11 protein-coding genes are annotated in these 17,505 nt (G+C 48.6%); 1 reads left to right on the top strand and 10 read right to left on the bottom strand.

Going from position 1 to position 17,505, the window contains the following annotated elements:
• Positions 1 to 68: 68 nt before the first annotated feature.
• From GGU45_RS16745 to GGU45_RS16725, 5 genes are read right to left on the bottom strand one after another with little or no spacing between them, the layout of a single operon-like run.
• Positions 69 to 2,162 carry a hypothetical protein gene (locus tag GGU45_RS16745; RefSeq protein ID WP_435226667.1) on the bottom strand — a complete coding sequence of 698 codons (2,094 nt, stop codon included), beginning with the start codon at positions 2,160 to 2,162 and terminating at the stop codon, positions 69 to 71.
• Positions 2,163 to 2,171: 9 nt separating this feature from the next.
• Positions 2,172 to 3,182: a glycoside hydrolase family 43 protein gene (locus GGU45_RS16740; protein ID WP_435226665.1), complete on the bottom strand. Its 1,011-nt coding sequence runs from the start codon at positions 3,180 to 3,182 to the stop codon at positions 2,172 to 2,174.
• Positions 3,183 to 3,195: 13 nt separating this feature from the next.
• The gene (locus GGU45_RS16735; protein WP_435226663.1) at positions 3,196 to 4,428 is read right to left on the bottom strand and encodes a DUF1735 domain-containing protein; all 1,233 of its coding nucleotides are present in this window, start codon (positions 4,426 to 4,428) and stop codon (positions 3,196 to 3,198) included.
• A gap of 35 nt (positions 4,429 to 4,463) precedes the next feature.
• Entirely contained in the window at positions 4,464 to 6,260 is a 1,797-nt protein-coding gene (locus GGU45_RS16730; protein ID WP_435226661.1) for a RagB/SusD family nutrient uptake outer membrane protein, read from the bottom strand.
• Positions 6,261 to 6,277: 17 nt separating this feature from the next.
• Positions 6,278 to 9,463 carry a SusC/RagA family TonB-linked outer membrane protein gene (locus GGU45_RS16725; protein WP_435226659.1) on the bottom strand — a complete coding sequence of 1,062 codons (3,186 nt, stop codon included), beginning with the start codon at positions 9,461 to 9,463 and terminating at the stop codon, positions 6,278 to 6,280.
• Between the two features lie 34 nt (positions 9,464 to 9,497).
• Here GGU45_RS16725 and GGU45_RS16720 point away from each other — a divergent pair, with 34 nt between their 5' ends.
• Positions 9,498 to 9,773: a hypothetical protein gene (locus GGU45_RS16720; RefSeq protein ID WP_435226657.1), complete on the top strand. Its 276-nt coding sequence runs from the start codon at positions 9,498 to 9,500 to the stop codon at positions 9,771 to 9,773.
• A 7-nt stretch (positions 9,774 to 9,780) separates the two neighbouring features.
• Here GGU45_RS16720 and GGU45_RS16715 read toward each other — a convergent pair whose 3' ends face one another.
• The 5 genes from GGU45_RS16715 to GGU45_RS16695 all read right to left on the bottom strand — a co-directional run bounded on the left by GGU45_RS16715 (position 9,781) and on the right by GGU45_RS16695 (position 17,435).
• On the bottom strand, positions 9,781 to 11,082 hold the full coding sequence (locus GGU45_RS16715; protein WP_435226655.1) for a sugar MFS transporter: 1,302 nt from the start codon (positions 11,080 to 11,082) through the stop codon (positions 9,781 to 9,783).
• Positions 11,083 to 11,685: 603 nt separating this feature from the next.
• The gene (locus GGU45_RS16710) at positions 11,686 to 13,473 is read right to left on the bottom strand and encodes an L-fucose isomerase (protein ID WP_435226653.1); all 1,788 of its coding nucleotides are present in this window, start codon (positions 13,471 to 13,473) and stop codon (positions 11,686 to 11,688) included.
• Positions 13,474 to 13,668: 195 nt separating this feature from the next.
• Positions 13,669 to 14,934 carry a DUF6786 family protein gene (locus GGU45_RS16705; RefSeq protein WP_435226651.1) on the bottom strand — a complete coding sequence of 422 codons (1,266 nt, stop codon included), beginning with the start codon at positions 14,932 to 14,934 and terminating at the stop codon, positions 13,669 to 13,671.
• Positions 14,935 to 15,009: 75 nt separating this feature from the next.
• Entirely contained in the window at positions 15,010 to 16,173 is a 1,164-nt protein-coding gene (locus GGU45_RS16700; RefSeq protein WP_435226649.1) for a glycoside hydrolase family 172 protein, read from the bottom strand.
• 233 nt (positions 16,174 to 16,406) lie between these two features.
• Positions 16,407 to 17,435: a LacI family DNA-binding transcriptional regulator gene (locus GGU45_RS16695; protein WP_435226647.1), complete on the bottom strand. Its 1,029-nt coding sequence runs from the start codon at positions 17,433 to 17,435 to the stop codon at positions 16,407 to 16,409.
• Positions 17,436 to 17,505: the final 70 nt, after the last annotated feature.

The following is a 17,505-nucleotide window of genomic DNA, read 5'->3' as shown; positions in this document are numbered from 1 at the left end:
TAAACCGACCGCCGGGAGCCCTGCCCGGTATTGCAGCGTTCCCGTTGATCGTATGAACACAACAGGGCCTATTCAGCATTGCTTTTAAACAGACCGGCTCCATAGTGATCAAAGATCCTGTTGTAAGCTTCTGCTGCTGCGCCATTGCCCCAATCATAAATAGTAAACTCCCCAATCCCCAGGCCATGGGCATCGGTAACACCATCATGCCCATAATTCTCCATCATAAACCCATAATCCTTTTCGTTAAAAAAGGGCCACCGGGCCTGCCATTGCTGCATAGTACCCGGGTTTAGCGGTGTGTACATCATTGTAAAGGAGGCTTTCAGGGCAGCAATGCCCCGCTGCCGGTAATCCGCGCGGTGCAGCAAGGCGCCATACCGGATGATCAGTTCCGCAAAAAGACTTTGCCGGGAATCGTTCCACTCGGCATCCGCATTCATCACCCCAAAACCACCAAGCGTATGAACGGCCATATAAGGCGGCTGCCAAACGGCCTGCCACATCAGCAATTCATCCAGCACCCGCTGCCCGGTAACAAGATACTTCTTTTCCTTTGTAATCTGAAACATTTCAAGCAGCGCTTCTGCGGTCCAGAATATGCAAAAGGTATTCTGTTTATACATATTGTTACGGGGTATTTTGCGCCCCACCCAGGTATCGCTTCCAATGCGGCTGCAGGACCAATAGGTTTCAAAATCTTCCCACCGGCCCATGGGGATGATCTCCCGGGAGACGGCATCGATGGCTTTTTTTGCAGCTTTTAAATACCGCGACTCCCTGGTAAGCGCATACAGTTTTAATAAAAACGTAACAGAAGCTGATGTTTCGGGCGATTGTTTTAAATAGGGCAAGGGGGTTTGTTCCTTTAAATCGAGCCAGGCAGGAAAAAAGCCTTCGGCATCCTGCAGACCAAGCAGCCTGTTGGCATACCGGGCCGCATAATTCAGTAAACGCGGATCCTTTTCCAGCTCCTGATACCATACCAGCATCCAGTATGCGGTAAAGCTCATATCTGCAATATGATAGGGCGATTGTCGTGCATCCCAGGTATACGGGTTGCGGTTAGAGTTGCCAAAATACCGGGTATCCCACCCCGTGGAACGGCTGTATTTTTTTCCATCCGTTCCGTCTACCTCCTCCATTCCGGTGGCAATCACCGAATGAAACAGACCCTCTTGCTTCGGAAAGGAAAGCGCCAGCTCTTTTGTAAGCAATGCATAATGCAGCAATGAATCGTCATGCATTCTCCGCGCGTACCGGTACAGGCCCTGTGCCGACCGCAGGGAGTTAAACCAGGCCTGGTTCCAGACAGAAAGAAACTCGCGCTGATTGGGTATTCCTTTGTAGTTGGGGCTCTGCGTTATGTTTACAATAAATGCCGGCGCGCCCACATTCCTGCCGTCAAGCACAAGCTGCTGCCATACCGCAGATCTCCAGTTTTTAAACGCCCAATCATAGGTTTGTTTTACATACGGCTCCAGCTCCGTACGCTGCAATGGCATCCCCTGCCTGTATAGCGGCCGGCCCCATTTTTGCCACAGGAAGGCGGCCGTTTGCCCAAAGGGGTTTTGCAGCGCTTCTTTTTTATCTGAAACGATACAATAAAACCCAATAGTATGTACTCCTTCGGAAAATACAGCGCCCGGTACTTTTGTAAACAGCACATGTTCTTTTACTGCGGCCTTTCCCATACCCAGCACCAGCTGGTTCCTGGGGGCGTCCATATCCATATACCAGGGCACAGCGCTTTCGTTTTGCAGCAGGTCCAGATCCGGTATCACAGCCAGTAATTTTGTATCGCCGGCAACAATCAGCGCCGGTGCCCGAAATACATGTTGTGCAATAACATGCATACTGTCCGGGGTTAAAAGCGGCGCCCAGTTAAAAGAGGGCACAAAAGCCGGAATCACGCGCAGGCTAACAGCGCCGCGTTTCACAGGCTTTTGAAATTTCCATACCACGGATACATGGTAAATATTGTCCGATACCGCTTTAACAGTAACGACCTTTTGCGCTGCTTCCACCTCATCCGTTTGTATATCCCGGATATACTTTTTCAGTAACCCGGGGTATGGGCCTGAAGCCTGCACACCGGTCGTTAATAAAAGAAACGCCCCCATCCAACAAGCGATCTTCTTCATAAATAAATCACCAGCCATTTTCAGGCCTTAATTATTCGTTCTTAGATAATATAAGCTATTAAGATCCATTACCAGCTTATCGGGGCCGCCGCCCGGGTCGGCTACAAAAGAAGCCTTCAGCGTACCCGTACGCCTGGGGGCAACAGTGGTCAATGAGTTATGTGTATGGAACACATAGTTCATGGTGCCATCCGGATCAAAAAACACGTCTCCATGGCCGATACCCGGCTTACCGGAATTATCGATGCTGAGCACCGGGTTTTCGGCGGCTTTTGTCCACGGTCCCCAGGGGCTTGCGGCGCTGGCATAGCCCACGGCATAATGCTGGTTGACATAATGGTTGGCCGAATAGATGAGATAATACACCCCTTTGTGCTTTATAACGGCAGGGCCCTCTACCACATTAGCCTGTTTCAGCTCCCAGCTGGCAGTAGCCGTAATACAAAGTTTCCGGCTTGCTTTATCAATAGCCGTAAAATCATCATTCAGCGCCGCCACATATATTTTATTGCCATTCGTAATATCTACATGATAAAGATACTTTTTACCATCATCATCTAAAAACACATAGGGGTCAATATTCTTCTGATCAAAAGCGATGGGGTCCTTTGCATAAAACGGCCCTTCCGGTGAAGCAGCTGTAGCAATAGCGATCTGCTCATTGGCTACATAGGCCATATAAAACTTATTGTTAGCCGTCCATACCTGCGGCGCCCAAAAACCCGCAGTGCCAAAGGATTCGAGCGCACGCAGCGCCAGCCCGTCTGCACTGGAGGCCGGCAGCTTCCACTTCTTTTTATCGTCCGAAATGTATACTTTAATTCCTCTGTCGGGGGCAAGGCCATCCGTACCATACAAATAATATTTTCCCTTGTTAACAAAAACGGTGGGGTCTGCCTGGAAGATGGGGTCGCCGGGTGTTTTAGGTACCGGCAGCGGCGCAATGATCCGTTTGCCATCCCTGGAACAGGCCGCCAGCAGCACCCAACAGATGACCGGGTAAAACAGGCCGCTTAAGATGTTGATCTTATTTTTCATGAGTTGTTTCGATTTAAAAAGAATAATTTTTTTCGGGATCAAATGCCAGACGATAAACGCTGCCGGAACCATCCAGCGCCAGGATATCATTTCCGCTTACGATGATTTTGCGGAACACATTCCAGCCGGTACCGATTTTTTTACCGGTGCCCGGCACCCCGGTTTCCGACACCGGGTAGTACCAGAGTTCACCAGCCGCATTTACAAAGAGCAATGCATTGGAATTGACAGATGGGTAGGCTACCCCCTGGGAATAATTAAAGCCGGCGCCCACCTGTGTGCGGTTTTGATCAATTTTTGCAAACAGGGGCTGGCGCCACAAAACGCCGCCATTATCCGCGGTTATCATATAATTTCTAAAAGGAACAATCAGGTATTTATTCCAAAAGTCGCCCAGCCAAAACGTATTCCAGTCTGCAATACCGGTTATAATATTTTCGGCGGGTTTGGGATTGTTTTGCAGAATATTTTCGGGGTGCATATCAAACCGGAACAGGCCAGCCCAGTAAGGCGCATTTCTTACCACCATGGCATTTTCGTTCAAATAATAAAATGATTCGGAAGCATCCCATCTAATTCCGATATGCAGCGCCGCCTGGTTGTAATCGCCATCATTCTTCGGCAGGTTCATCAGAATATCGAGGCTGTTTTTATCGTTGGAGATAATGGTATTTTTGGGACCAAGGCTAAAAATGCCGCCCCAGCTACTTCCCAGCTTTAATACAGGCGGCAGGGCTACCCGGACAAGGTAAAAGGTAACTGCATATTTTTTCAGCACCTGCCCCTCTCCTTCCGTTGCTTTAATGCCCACGGGCAGGATATAGGTTTTAAACAGCGATAAGTTATTGTCAGACTTTACACTTAATGTAAGGCTATCAGTACTGCGCTCCCCCGCCTTTATTATGGCCGTTTGGCTGCTGAGCGTATAGTTGGTGGCGGGCAGCAGCGGGTAGCTGGTACCGCTCCGGGCGTTAAAATCCGCGGCGGCGGCTGTTGCTACCTCAAAGGAAACTTTTATATCCGTCTGTGCATTTTCTATACCTCCAATATATGCACTATATCCCAGGCGATAAACACTATCGCCCGGCCTTACGGTAAGTACGGTAGAATCATTGGCTGCGCGCGGCATATAGATATTTCTATAAATGGAAGCGTCCTCAATACCGTTATTATATTTGCTGCAGGAAACCGCCGCAATTGCCACCACGGCCAGTATTCCAAACCCTATTTTTTTTATCTGTTTCATTTTTACTTTTATTGTTGATGACCTTACAAAAGAAACTACCAATACATGCTCTGGATAAGACCTGGGTCCTTATCCAGCTCCGACTGAGGCACCGGCCAAAAATAGTCGCGGGGCGCTTTAAAGATGCGCTTATCAGCTTCGGTCCGTTTATAAAAAGAAACATCCTGCTGCGAATTTCCACTGTTAATATTCATACCCAGGAGACTTCCGTTATTGGTTTTGGCGGCAATTTTCCAGCGGCGGGTATCAAAATAACGATGCCCTTCAAAAGCCAGTTCTATCCGGCGCTCGTGCCAGATTTTTTCGCGCATCTGCTCCTTTGATAAGCTGGCCGGCAAACCAGGCAAACCCGCCCGGGCACGGATGGCATTTACATAGGTGTACACATCCGCCACAGGGCCATCGCTTTCATTAAGCGCCTCGGCATAGTTGAGGTATTGCTCGCCCAGGCGAAACATAATAAAGGTTTTCAGATCCCAGCCGCTATTGGTTTGAATATTGATAAGGGGATTGGAAAACTTCCGCAGCACATACCCGGTTTTGGAAAAATCCGTACCATTTTTTGAAGCCCCATCCTTACCATTAAAATAGGTTTGTATGACCGTGTTTTTCCATTTAGCCCCGGTAAAATGCACGCTGGCGTAAAACCGCGGTTCGCGGGCTACATACATATTGCTGATGCCCGCATCCCAGTTTTTACCACTTGCAGCAGCAAAACCGGTTTCAGTATAGCTGGCATCGCCGTTTATAACCGGCGACCCGTCTGCATTGTAGCCGGTAATCACATCGCGCCCCAGCGTATCCTGGTAGGCATCCACCAATTGCTGCGATACCGACAAAATGGAAAATCCACCATAACTCAACGGATTGGAACAGCGCTCCAGGTGCTGAAAGGCCTGGCGATTCATGGCCCATAAAATTTCCCGGTTATTGTTTTGTAAAAAAAGATTGGTATAATTTTCAACGGGGTTATTACTGGGTGCTGTATACAAACCATAACCGGCAGCTTCACATACCTCAATGCATTCCCTGGCTGCATTGGCTGCCTGCTTCCACTTGCCGGCATCATAGGCCTGCGAAAACAGGGCTTCCCCGTCAGGGTTTTTAAAGTCCCTGAAATCGGCGTTGCCGTTAAAAAGCGGGCTGGCGGCATATAACAGCACCCGGGCTTTTAAAGCCAGCGCGGCGGCCTTTGTAGCCCTCCCCTGCTGATCACTGTTGGCTGTTATGGGCAACAGGCCTGCCGCCGCATCACAGTCTTTTACGATAAACGCCACGCAGGCATCTACCGGTGAACGTTTGATACTTTTAAAATCGTCATTCGGCGTTTTGGCCTGGTCCATAATGGCCATCGGGCCATAGATCCGGAAAACGGCAAAATTATCAAAGGCCCGCAGAAAATGCGCTTCCCCGATCCAGCGGTTTTTATTGTCCTGTGTATAACCGTCCTGCAATGGCAGCTGATCAATATTCTCCAGGAATACATCCGCCTTACGAATACTCTGATAGGCAAACTGCCAGTTGGAAACAATGTTTTGCGCGTTCCAACCGCCCCGGTTCATATAATGCACATAGCTGCCCGGAAAAGTAATCTCCATTTCATCCGAGGCGCCCGTCCAGGGAGAGGCATACCGGTTGATTCCATCGATGTCCACCGGGTTAATCTCCCAGGGCTGACCGGCATAAATCGATGTAAGGAAGGACTCTGTGTACAGCCGGTTGGTAAATACTTCTTTTAATGTAATATCCTCATCGGGCGTTTTATCCAGGTAGCGCTTGCAGGAAAACAAGCTTAGTAAAAAAAGCCCTCCTATCAGTGAATAGTTTTTCATTCCTATTTATTTATACATTAATTAAAATTGATTTGCACACCAAAATTCAGTGAACGCTGCATGGGATATAAACCCAGGTTATCTCCATCCCTTCCGTTATTGCTGCCGTTATTGGATTCCGGATCCAGGAATTTCAGATGATCAAATGTGAGCAGGTTGGTGCCGTTGATAAACACCCGGAAAGCGCTCAGCCGGTATTTCCTGACCAGTACAGGAGGCAGACTATAGCCTACTTCGGCATTTTTGAGGCGCAGGTAAGAAGCATTCCGGAGGTATTGCGAAGAGTATTGAAAATTGTTTGAGTTGTTGGCCGGTGTTGCCGCAGGGTATTGGGCATCCAGGTTATCAGGCGTCCAACGGTTGTTGTAATACTCCTTCAAAATATTATAACTGCCCGCTCCGCGTAAAAAAGGATACATAGAGGGACCTACTATAAAAAGGCTGGTACGCGCAGCGCCCGAAAAAAACAAACTCAGATCCACGCCTTTCCAGGCCACGGTGCCGCCAAAGCCATACACAATTTCCGGAGTACGCGGAAACCCGTTCAGGTACATATAGTCATCGGCTGTTATTACCCCATCCCCGTTTACATCAGTAAACCGGATATCGCCCGGGTAGATGGTAGTGGAAAATTGTTGTACCGGGCTTTGGTTAATCTCTTCCTGATTGCGAAACATGCCCATGGCCAGCAGCCCGTAGGGCGCGTCAATAGAATGGCCCTTACCCGATTGATAGGGCACATGTTTTAAGGACTCATCGTTTTCGATCACTTCATTGTGCGCATAGGTAAAGTTCCCCATCAGCGAATAATACACGCCATTTCCGGCTGGTTTATTCTGAATTTTCAAGCTCGCATCCAGGCCTTTGTTTACCACTTCGCCCAGGTTGCCATAGGGAATAATCCAGGGGAAGAAGCCGGATACAAAGGGAATGGTTTGCCGCTGCATCAGGATGCCGGTCCGGTGCTCATGGAAGGCGTCCACCTGTAATTGAACAACGTTATTAAACAGACCGATATCCATCCCAATATTTTTCTTTAGCGAAGACTCCCAGGTAATATCGGGCACCCCGATCTGGCCTTCATCAAAACCTCTGAACGCCTGCTGGCTGGAGCCAAACCAATAGGTATTGGCATCCTTTTTCATCCGGGTAAGGTAAAGAAAACGGGTACCATTACCGATCTGGTCATTACCCACTTTACCATAGGAGCCCCGGATCTTTAATTGATTAATGAGATCAGAATGCCAGAAAGCCTCATTGGACACAATCCATCCCGCAGAAACAGAGGGGAAGAACCCAAAGCGTTTTCCCGGGGGAAACTGTTCTGATCCGTTGATCCCCATATTAAACTCCACCAGGTAGCGGTTGCGGTAGGCATACGAACCCCTTCCCGCATATCCCCGGCTCCGGTAGGGCAGCCCGTTGGTAGAATTGGCCGCTACCAGGTTGGTATATTCCTTTTGATTAAACAGCAGCAGTGCGTTTACATCATGCTTTCCGGAAAATAACCGCTGATAGTTTAGTGATCCTTCTATATAGGAGTTCCGGTTGTTATCTGCCGTAAACGGGCCATAGCCCAGGGTACCGGCCTCGCGCACAACGCTGTACCGTTCTTCTTCCGATGCGGGATCCTGGCCCAGGTATTGTTTAATTTCATAGGGCCGGATGCGGTTGATGCCGCTAAAATTATAATAGTCATAGGCAAATTTTCCGTTGACGCTTAACCCGCGGGTAACCAGTCGCGACAGGTCCCATTTAGCAGCAAAGGTGCTTTGCAGGGTATGCCTTGCCTGATCCGAATAACCGCTTTGGGTAACCAGGGCCCAGGGGTTACGGCCCAAATAAGAAGCGCCCCCCGCTACCGAGCCATCGGGATTTAATACCGGGTATTGGATGGGCGAAATCACCGATAGCGCGCTAAAAATATCCGGCGCACTGGAACCGGGGTAATGCCCGTTTTGAATAATGGCGCCCAGCCCTACGGTAACGCTGAGCGACTTAGACAGGTTTACATCCACATTGGATCTGAAGTTATAGCGTTTTACATTGGCATTGGTATTATAGGCGTTCAGGCCATCCGTATTATAGATGCCCGACTGCAGCAGAAATCCTACGTTGGTATAATATTTTACCGTTTCTGTTCCGCCGGATACACTCAGGGTATTAATGGTCTGATTTGTGTATTTTTTCAGGATCAGGTGCGTCCAGTCCACATTCGGATGAAAATAGGGATCGCTGCCATCCGCAAATTTTTGCAGATCCTCCGGGGTGTATAAAGGGCTGCTTCCTGTATGCACCAATGCCTCGTTCAGCAGGCTGGCATAGGTCGTGCCATCAATATAATCCGGCATACGCAGGGCGGCCAGCTGCGCCGCTTCCGCGCGCAGGGTAATGGCAGGTTTTCCTATTTTTCCCTTTTTCGTGTTGATCAGGATTACGCCGTTGGCGCCCCGCACCCCATATACGGCAGTAGCTGATGCATCTTTCAAAATGGTAAAACTTTCTATTTCCTGGGGGGTAATATTATTCATATCCCGTTCTACCCCATCTACCAGTACCAGTGGCGCCTGACTTCCTCCAAAGGTACCTACACCCCGGATAAACACCTGCGCCTGATCGTAACCCGGTTCACCGCTGCTTTGCCGGGTAATAATCCCGGGCAGTTTACCACCAATGGCATTGGAAAGCGAGGGCACCGCCACCCGCTGCAGATCATCGGTGGAAACGGAGGACAATGCGCCCGTTACGGTGAGCTTTTTTTGCGTACCATAACCCACCACCACTACTTCATTTAATTTTTGGGATGCCTCATCGGGATGCAGGGTTACCACAATGGACCGTACATTTCCCGGCAGCAGTTTTTGGGTAAGATTGCCAACGGAGGATACTTCCAGGGTATCGGCTGCATCCCTCATCTCGGTAATAAAGTTCCCGTTGAGGTCCGACAAAACCATACGCCCTTCTTTCCGGATCACCCGGACAGAAGCGCCCGGAACCGGCTTTTTTTGCTCGTCCAAAACAACTCCGCGCAATACCCAGCTGCTTTCAGGCACCGTGTCCGGCAGCGGATCCGATTGGTAAAGCCGGGCCTTGTTGCTACCCGAAGCCGGGCTGCAAAGCAACAGCAGGCCCACATTCCATAAAACCAGTAAGCAGCATCGCAATAAACAGCAGCTCAGTGGAAGGTTTTGTTTTTGGTTCATAACTATAGATGATTAAAAAGATGGCCTGTTATAAATGAAGAAAGTTTTGCTTAATCGTTTAAATAAAAGAACCGGGCAATACCCCTTTCCTGCACCACTCCAGCAGTTTTATAAAATCCGGCTTCATCCCCTGCAGCACTTTCCAAGACAATCGCAAAAGCTTAATCGTTTAAGTAAAGATAAACGTTTTTTACAAACAGCGCAAAAAAATCCGGAAGCTTCTTTAATTAATCTGCAAATCCTGCTTAAATTTTTCTATAAGCAAAAAAAACGCGGGACCATGTCCCGCGCCTTTGTTATGTATAACTGATGATCGTTTAAGCTTTCACTTTATACCCGCTGGTGGCATAATACAGGATGAATAAAAACAGGGGGATAGGAACAAAAAAGCCTACTGCCATGCCATAGGTATCAGCTACAGCGCCCATCAGCAGGGGAAAGATGGCGCCGCCGGCAACCGACATAACAAGAAAAGCCGCCCCCCGTTTTGTTTGCGGACCAAGGCCTTTAATGGCCAATGCAAAAATGGTGGGGAACATTATGGACATAAAAAAGAACACGCCGTAAAGGGCTATCACGGATGCCCATCCAATTTCAGCTCCTATTACCGGTAATAAAATACATACGGCAAGGGCATAGAATGCTAACAATTTGGTGGGTTTAAAATATTTCATCATCGCACTGCCGGATATCCTCCCGATCATAAACAATGCAAACCCGATGGATAAAAAATAAGGACCGTCTGCTACATTAAAGCGGGGTTCCATGTGCATATCCTTGTCATCCGTAAGAAAATTAATAAGGTAGCTGAAAACACCCGTTTGCGCTCCAACATAGCAGGCCTGTGCAATGACCCCTAATTTAAAGTGCCGGTTTTGCCATAAAGGTTTCCTGGTAATGTATCCGGAGGCGGAAGGGTCTGACACCTCCACGGCGTCCCCCGAAGTCGTTGAAGCACCATGTACACCGTGGGCAGCATTCTCATCTTCTTCAGTAATTTCAGGAAGTTTCAGACGTTTAAAAATAAATGCCACCACCAGCACCGCCAGGCCAATCATTGCAAATGGCAGCACAATAGACATCATCTTTTCGCCTTCAACATGGCTCCGGTTACCGTAAATATAAATGGCAATCAGGGGACCAATCGTCCAGGCCAGGCCGTTGAACGACTGGGAAAAATTGATCCGGCGCTCTGCCGTTTCCGGCGGTCCTAATTTTGTGGTATAAGGATTGGCCGCTGTTTCCAGCGTGGCCAGGCCACAGCCGATGATGAGCAGGCAAAGCAAAAACAATACAAAAGATTGTAACGGAGCCGTAACCGCCGCTATCAAAGCACCACAGGCAAAAAGAAGCAGCCCGAATATAACGCCCTTCTTATACCCGTATTTCTTCATGAATAAGCCAGCCGGTATTGCCATAGCAGCATAGGCGCCATATAAATGAAACTGTATTAAACTTGATTGCCATTTTTTCAGGTGGAGCATTTCCTGGAAATTTTTATCCAATGCATCAAGCAATCCATGCGCTATGCCCCATAAAAAAAATAACGCGCTGATTGCGGCAAAAGGCGCTGCATAGTTAATACCGTCTTTGATAAAAAGTGATTTCTTGTTGCTCATATCAATTGTATAAATTGGATAAAATATTCTTAATTGTTATTTACTCATCGTTATCTGTACAAAACGGCAACGCAATCAGGTTCGGGGTTTAAAGCAATTGACCATTCACTTTTTCACCAGCCCTTTCTGTACGAAGCGGTAAAATACATATTTTTTGCAAGATCCAATCCACTAGTGTTAATATTAACTACAAAAATGTGAATTTTGTTTATTTGCAGCTTCCGGCTTTCCGATTCCAGATTTGAGATCTTACATCGAGCATAGAAACAGATTCAACGTGAAACATCAAACGTCAAACGTGAAACGTGAAACCATCCCTTAGCTATCCATCAGTAAGGAGTTCGGCTCTCTGTTGCCTATTTCCTATTCAATGTCGTTTCCTTAGCACTTGGACGTCCAATATATTGCTCACTCCCGATGCATCGCATTGGCGTCAAGTTAAGGGGAAGTAAGCATGCCAGCAAATCTGCCGCTATGCGGCGGGTACAGTTTGCATGCTAACTTGACGCCCATGATGCGCCAAACCTAATATTCTTCCCGGTTTTACGTCTTCGGAGCACAACATCTGGCTTAAAGTAACGGTATTGATTCACTATTGCCCCCTTACCCGTACAACGGCCCATAAACCGCGCAGGCCCGGTAATCGGAGCCTTCCGGATCCATACCAAAAGCACCCCATGCAGACGGGCGGAAAATCTTTTCCTCCGCAACATTGTGCATCGCTACAGGTATACGCAGCATGGAAGCCAGGGTTATAAGCTGATCACCGATATGCCCATAGCTGATGGCTCCATGATTGGCGCCCCAGTTGGCCATCACCGAGTACACATCTTTAAAAGGCCCCTGCCCGGTCAGGTTGGGCACAAACCAGGTAGTAGGCCAGATGCGGTCGGTGCGCTCATTTAAGATCGCATGTACCTGTTCGGGCAAATCGATGGTATGACCCTCTGCAATCTGCAGTACCGGCCCCTGCCCTCTTACCAGGTTTAGCCGGCACATGGTTACCGGCATTCCGCCTTTTGTAAGAAAGGTAGAGGAGTAACCTCCCCCGCGCATATAATCCCTGTTGGAGGGACTCCAGGTGGTAGCAGCCATACAGGAGGCGGCCTCCTTGTTTCCGATTTCCCAAAAGGGCTTCATGGCCGGCTTTCCATTCCGCGACTGCTGCCCTGTGCCATCCAATGTGGCCGAACCGGAATTGATCAGATGAATAAATCCATGCTGTGCAGCGCCATCCGGTTTCCAGCCCGATACCCGCTCCGCGGCCTCGGGGCTCCAGTAGGTACGCACATCGGCAAAGATCTGCGCGGTATTGGTCAGCAGATAATTAAATAACATGGAAACCCCGTTGTAGCAATCATTTTCCGTAGCTACCATATACGGTTTACGAATACCATTCCAGTCGAAGGAAGAGTTCAGCATTGCCTCCGAAAAATCACCATCCGGTAAAAAGTCGGTCCATTGCCGCTGCCCCTGGAAACCTGCTACCAGGGCATTATGTCCCTGTGCTTCCTCCGGATACCCCAATGCTTTCAGCCGCGGGTTACCCGTCATCAGGTCGCGGATGATGATCGTCATTTTGGTCACAAATTCCCAGTCCCGGTCTTTTTCTTTTCTTGATTTAATTTTTTCTTTCCGGTTATAATCCTTCCCTTCTTTACAATGCTTCTTCACCCATGCCAATGCTTTTTTAAACTCGGCAGGATCAAAAATATTTAACCGGATGCGCCGCAGGATCTCGGAAGAATCTACATACTCATTGCGCATGCCCAGGTATTCCTGGAAGAATTGCGGATCTACAATGGAACCGGCAATGCCCATAGATACAGAGCCAATGGCCAGGTAGGATTGTCCCTTCATGATGGCCACGGCCATACCTGCCTTTGCAAAGCTCAGCAGTTTTTCCTGCACATCACCGGGGATGGACCTGTCGCCCATATCCTGCACATCCCTCCCATAAATACCAAAACAGGGCAAGCCTTTTTGGTTATGCGCCGCCAGGGTTGCCGCCAGGTATACCGCCCCCGGGCGCTCCGTGCCGTTAAAGCCCCAGATAGCTTTTGGTATCGACGGGTTCATATCCATGGTTTCTGAGCTATAACACCAGCAGGGCGTTACCGATAGGGACAGCCCTACATTACTAACCGCAAATTTTGCTGCGCAGTCAGCAGCTTCCTTAACACCTCCGATACAGCTGTCGGCAATAACGCATTCAACCGGCGTTCCATCCGGGTAACGTAGATGTTTTGCATACAATGCCGCCACTGCCGCCGCCATGCTCATAGTAGTTGCCTCCAGCGACTCCCTGATGCCTCCCAGTCGGCCATCGATGATGGGGCGAATCCCGATCTTAGGATATTTGTTTTCCTGTTTTTTATGTTTTACTGCCATTTTGTTTGCTGTTAGATGTTAGATACTGGATACAGGATACTGGATACTGGATACTGGATACTGGATGCTGGATGCTGGATGCTGGATACCAGATCACCTGTTCCCATGCCCGCTATCCGGTTTTCACCTGCACTTCCGGTAATACCGGGATCCACATTCCCACTCCCGATAGTCATAGGGATCCACAGTCCCCAATTACCTGCTAAATACTTTTTCTATTTCCGCTACTGATACGCCCAGTACTTTTTTTGCAATGGCGCTTAATGCCGCTTTATCGCCTGTAAAATGATATACGCTGTGCTGATGGGTTAATGTGGCGCCCGGCTTCAGAAAAGCCGCGGGAGATACGCTCTCAATTTCATAAAAGGGGCCCATCTGCGTCCCATCGGCCAGCGGGCCATCGTTGTAGGCATTCATAGCATCGCCGCTAAACGGGGCCCTGTCGGTACGCCACTCCTGGTTTAAATATTTTCCGGAGGGATCTATATCATATTTTACAATGGTGAGTACATTGCCAATTGCATCATAGCTGCCGGCAACATCTTTTACCCTTGCAGGTGGGATGCCCAGCTTACCTCTCGATTTACCATCGGCCTTAAAAAACAGCAGCCCGTTACTATACTGAATCCGGTCCTTCGCAATCTCTCCAAAATAGTCGGTGGTTGCTACTTTACCGGCCGCCTCATTCTTATACGGGATCACAATGGTGCAGCCCCCGGAGGGCATAAACATATCCAGGTTCCACATACAGGGGGCTCCTGTCTTTTCGTCCCAGGCTTGTACACCGCTATTGGAAATGCTATTCACTGTTTTAAATGCAACAGATTTAACACCGGCACTCAGCGAAACCTCCAAATCAGAAGCAATGGCATCGGCGCCAATCAATGAAACCTGCCTGGTGGCTTTTAATTGCAATTGTGCGCCGGCATAATTTTGCAGGTTCATATCCTTCGACATGGAAACAGAAGCGGCATCTGCTGCATCGAGGCTCCAGGGTTCCGTATCAATAGGAGCCGGTGTTTTCCAGTGTTCAAATTCCATTTTTGACCCGGGCTTAAAATAGAGCGAGAACACGCCCCCCTCCGGTCCCAGCCAGAGCCGGTCTTCGCCGCCATAGGCGTTCATGTGCGCATCCTGTGGCCCCTCAAATGCCTTGTAGTTTACCCATCCAAAACTTTTGCCCGCAGCTCCGTTGGCGGAAGAGGTAAACACTTTTGCCTGATATTTTGGAGATACAATAACCTGACTGGCGCCATCACTGCTTTTGAGTACGATGAGGCCACTGTCTTTCTGCTGCAGGAACTCCCTGTCGTAACCAAAACTTCCGGGTATTTGCTGATCCATTGACACTTTTGTTTTTGAAGAGTCCGCCGAAGCCGCCGGTGGCTTAGCTTCATTGTTGCAGGACTGCCACAACATTCCTCCTGCTATTAACGGAACGGTTAAATAATGTATTTTCATTTTATATGTTGTTCGTTATTTACTAAGCAGCATCAGCATTCCGCTCATAGTTACTCATTGACCATTCACTATTGCCTAATTCACCTCCAGCACATCCGCCCCCGGCAGTTTCGGAAATTTCTTATGCGGTTCCGTCTGGTACCAGTAGGCCACGGTAATGATATCCGAATGCTGCGGCAGGTAACGCCCGCCCGACTTCCAACCCAGGTCCTGTATGGTAACTTTCAGGTCTTTTTCGAACCGGATGGGATCCATAATATGCCAACGGTACATGCCAAAACGCATTTGTGAGCCATACAGTCCATCGGGTTTTAGTACCTGGTGCAGGCCGGCATAGGCTGTTGAAAATTCCTGGTACTGGCGGGTCCTTTTATTTTCAAAATTATAGGAGCCGCAGAAATAGTCTTCAGTGCCGGTGCCTACAATGGTGGCATAATCATCATCGCCATCCATGAAAAACTTTATTTCGCCTTCGCCCCACCAGCCATTATTGGTAACGCCAACACCCATATAGGTGCCCACATAGTGTCCTTTTCCCTTTACACCATCGAGGATAGTATGCAGAGATCCCATATTGGGTTTGCTGCGGCGGTATTGAGCATGAAAATAGCCTTCATCGGATCCAACATCCGTTAAGGTATAATCTACCTGGTAATACAAACGCATGGGCTGCGTATCCGTGTTCTGCATCGTAATTTTACAATTTTTACGGAACGGCATTTTCCAGTAGCTGTTAAAAGCGCTGCCCGGGTTCACCGTTATGGCCAGTGAATTAAGGGGAGAAAACTCGTTCCACGCTATCCCAAAGAAAGGGCCTACGGGGCTTTCCACGGAAGGGTCCGATTCGCCATCGTAATAGATCCTGAAGATCGAAAAATTAAAGTTTCCTGTTGGCGTCATCCAGATGTGCTGGATGGCTCCGGGGCCAGCGATGTCAGCCATCGTAAAGGTTTCGCCTGGTTCAATAATGATAAAGGGGTTCACCTTCCATCCCTTTCCCAGCTCGCGTGCTTCATTGGCCGCATTGGCAACATTGCGCTTTCCCTTATCGCGGGCAGGATCTGCCATGCCCCCCTTCCCCTTCTCACCCGTAAAATTCTCCGGACTTATTGAGCGGGTTTTTGCATCGGAAAGACGGGACAAATTCCCCAGGTTCATATCAAGGCCATTAAAACGCTCCTGCGAGAAGCCCGAATAAAAAGTAAATAGCAATAAAAACAGAAACAGTTTTTTTTTCATAATGACATTTTTTGAGTATGGGATTGCAAAGCTTATACGTTTAAGCGAATTTAAACGGAATCTTTTTAACTGCCAACTTTTATTCTCTTTTCTGTACCCGTTTGCCACAGAAGCGCTGAGACACTGAAGACCTTGAGCTTTTCTAAATGAAAAAAAATCAGTAGCAACAACACGCATCCCGTAGCATCGCTCTTCGTCAATTTAAAACTAGCGCAGGTCTGCAAGCATCGCAGTTAACCCAAATGGTTGCTGCTTTCGCCTTCTACAATGGTGGACGGCACTGTAACCTGCGTATACTTTTTGTTCCGGGCATCAATCGACTGCATCAGCAGCTGTACCGCATTTTCGCTGATGGCCTGAAGGTTCTGCTTGATATAGGTGATGGGTGCATAAAAAAAATCAAAGACGTCGCTTTCGTCAAAACTGATCACACCCAGGTCCTGCGGTACTTTTATGCCGCGGGCATGGAGGCGTTTCAGCGACTGTACAGAGATGCTGTTGGTGGCAAAAACCAGCGCATCCACCGCCCTGTTTTTCCCATCCAGGAAGCGGTCAAGCGCCGTGCTCACATCGTCCTTATAATTTCCATAGGGTACTTTCACCAGCCATTTTGTATTAAACCGGATCCCACCATCTTTTAGTGCATCTTTATAGCCGGCGATCCGGTCGGCCATGTGGGTCAGTGTGGTATCATAGGCAATAATCCCCGGTTTTTTGTACCCGTTCCGGATGAGCAGTGTAACGGCGTTATACATCGCATCGTGATTGTCGGTAACCACCACATTGGTCTCCGTTTCCCTAAAGCCCCGGTCCATCAGCACAAACGGAACTCCTTTATCCCTGAGCGCTTCAATCTGCAGCTGGGAGCCGGCTACGGGGGTAATGATCAGCCCATCTACCTGCCGGTTCAGAAAAGTGCTGATCAGGTTCTGGGATTTTTCCAATTGCTCATCACTGCTGCCAAACAGCACGGTATATCCCCGCTTTTGCGCCTCCAGCTCAATGATCCGCGCCAGCATGGCAAAAAAGGGGTTGGAGATATCAGCTACAATGAGCCCGATGGTATGTGTTTTTCCAAATTTGAGCCCCCGGGCAATCAGGTTGGGCTGGTAATTCATTTCTGCAGCCACCTTCTTTATTTTTCGTGCTGCAGTATCACTCACCCGCGCCTCTTTTTCCTTACCATTCAGCACATAAGACACCAGTGCGGTAGAAACGCCCACTTTTTCAGCAATATCCTTCAGCGACACGCGTTTTTGCATATATATATTAACTCTAAAAAAAACTTTTACCAATCATGTTATCAGTCAGCGGTACAAACGCTAAATTAGG

Source organism: Niabella hirudinis, from assembly GCF_051201075.1.
In the GTDB taxonomy this organism is placed as follows: domain Bacteria; phylum Bacteroidota; class Bacteroidia; order Chitinophagales; family Chitinophagaceae; genus Niabella; species Niabella hirudinis.
This window is presented reverse-complemented; position numbering and strand designations above follow the sequence as displayed.

Coding starts and splice junctions, on each gene's coding strand:
- GGU45_RS16745 (WP_435226667.1), bottom strand. CDS start 2,162: ATGGCTGGTGATTTATTTATGAAGAAGATCGCTTGTTGGATGGGGGCG.
- GGU45_RS16740 (WP_435226665.1), bottom strand. CDS start 3,182: ATGAAAAATAAGATCAACATCTTAAGCGGCCTGTTTTACCCGGTCATC.
- GGU45_RS16735 (WP_435226663.1), bottom strand. CDS start 4,428: ATGAAACAGATAAAAAAAATAGGGTTTGGAATACTGGCCGTGGTGGCA.
- GGU45_RS16730 (WP_435226661.1), bottom strand. CDS start 6,260: ATGAAAAACTATTCACTGATAGGAGGGCTTTTTTTACTAAGCTTGTTT.
- GGU45_RS16725 (WP_435226659.1), bottom strand. CDS start 9,463: ATGAACCAAAAACAAAACCTTCCACTGAGCTGCTGTTTATTGCGATGC.
- GGU45_RS16720 (WP_435226657.1), top strand. CDS start 9,498: ATGAAGAAAGTTTTGCTTAATCGTTTAAATAAAAGAACCGGGCAATAC.
- GGU45_RS16715 (WP_435226655.1), bottom strand. CDS start 11,082: ATGAGCAACAAGAAATCACTTTTTATCAAAGACGGTATTAACTATGCA.
- GGU45_RS16710 (WP_435226653.1), bottom strand. CDS start 13,473: ATGGCAGTAAAACATAAAAAACAGGAAAACAAATATCCTAAGATCGGG.
- GGU45_RS16705 (WP_435226651.1), bottom strand. CDS start 14,934: ATGAAAATACATTATTTAACCGTTCCGTTAATAGCAGGAGGAATGTTG.
- GGU45_RS16700 (WP_435226649.1), bottom strand. CDS start 16,173: ATGAAAAAAAAACTGTTTCTGTTTTTATTGCTATTTACTTTTTATTCG.
- GGU45_RS16695 (WP_435226647.1), bottom strand. CDS start 17,435: ATGCAAAAACGCGTGTCGCTGAAGGATATTGCTGAAAAAGTGGGCGTT.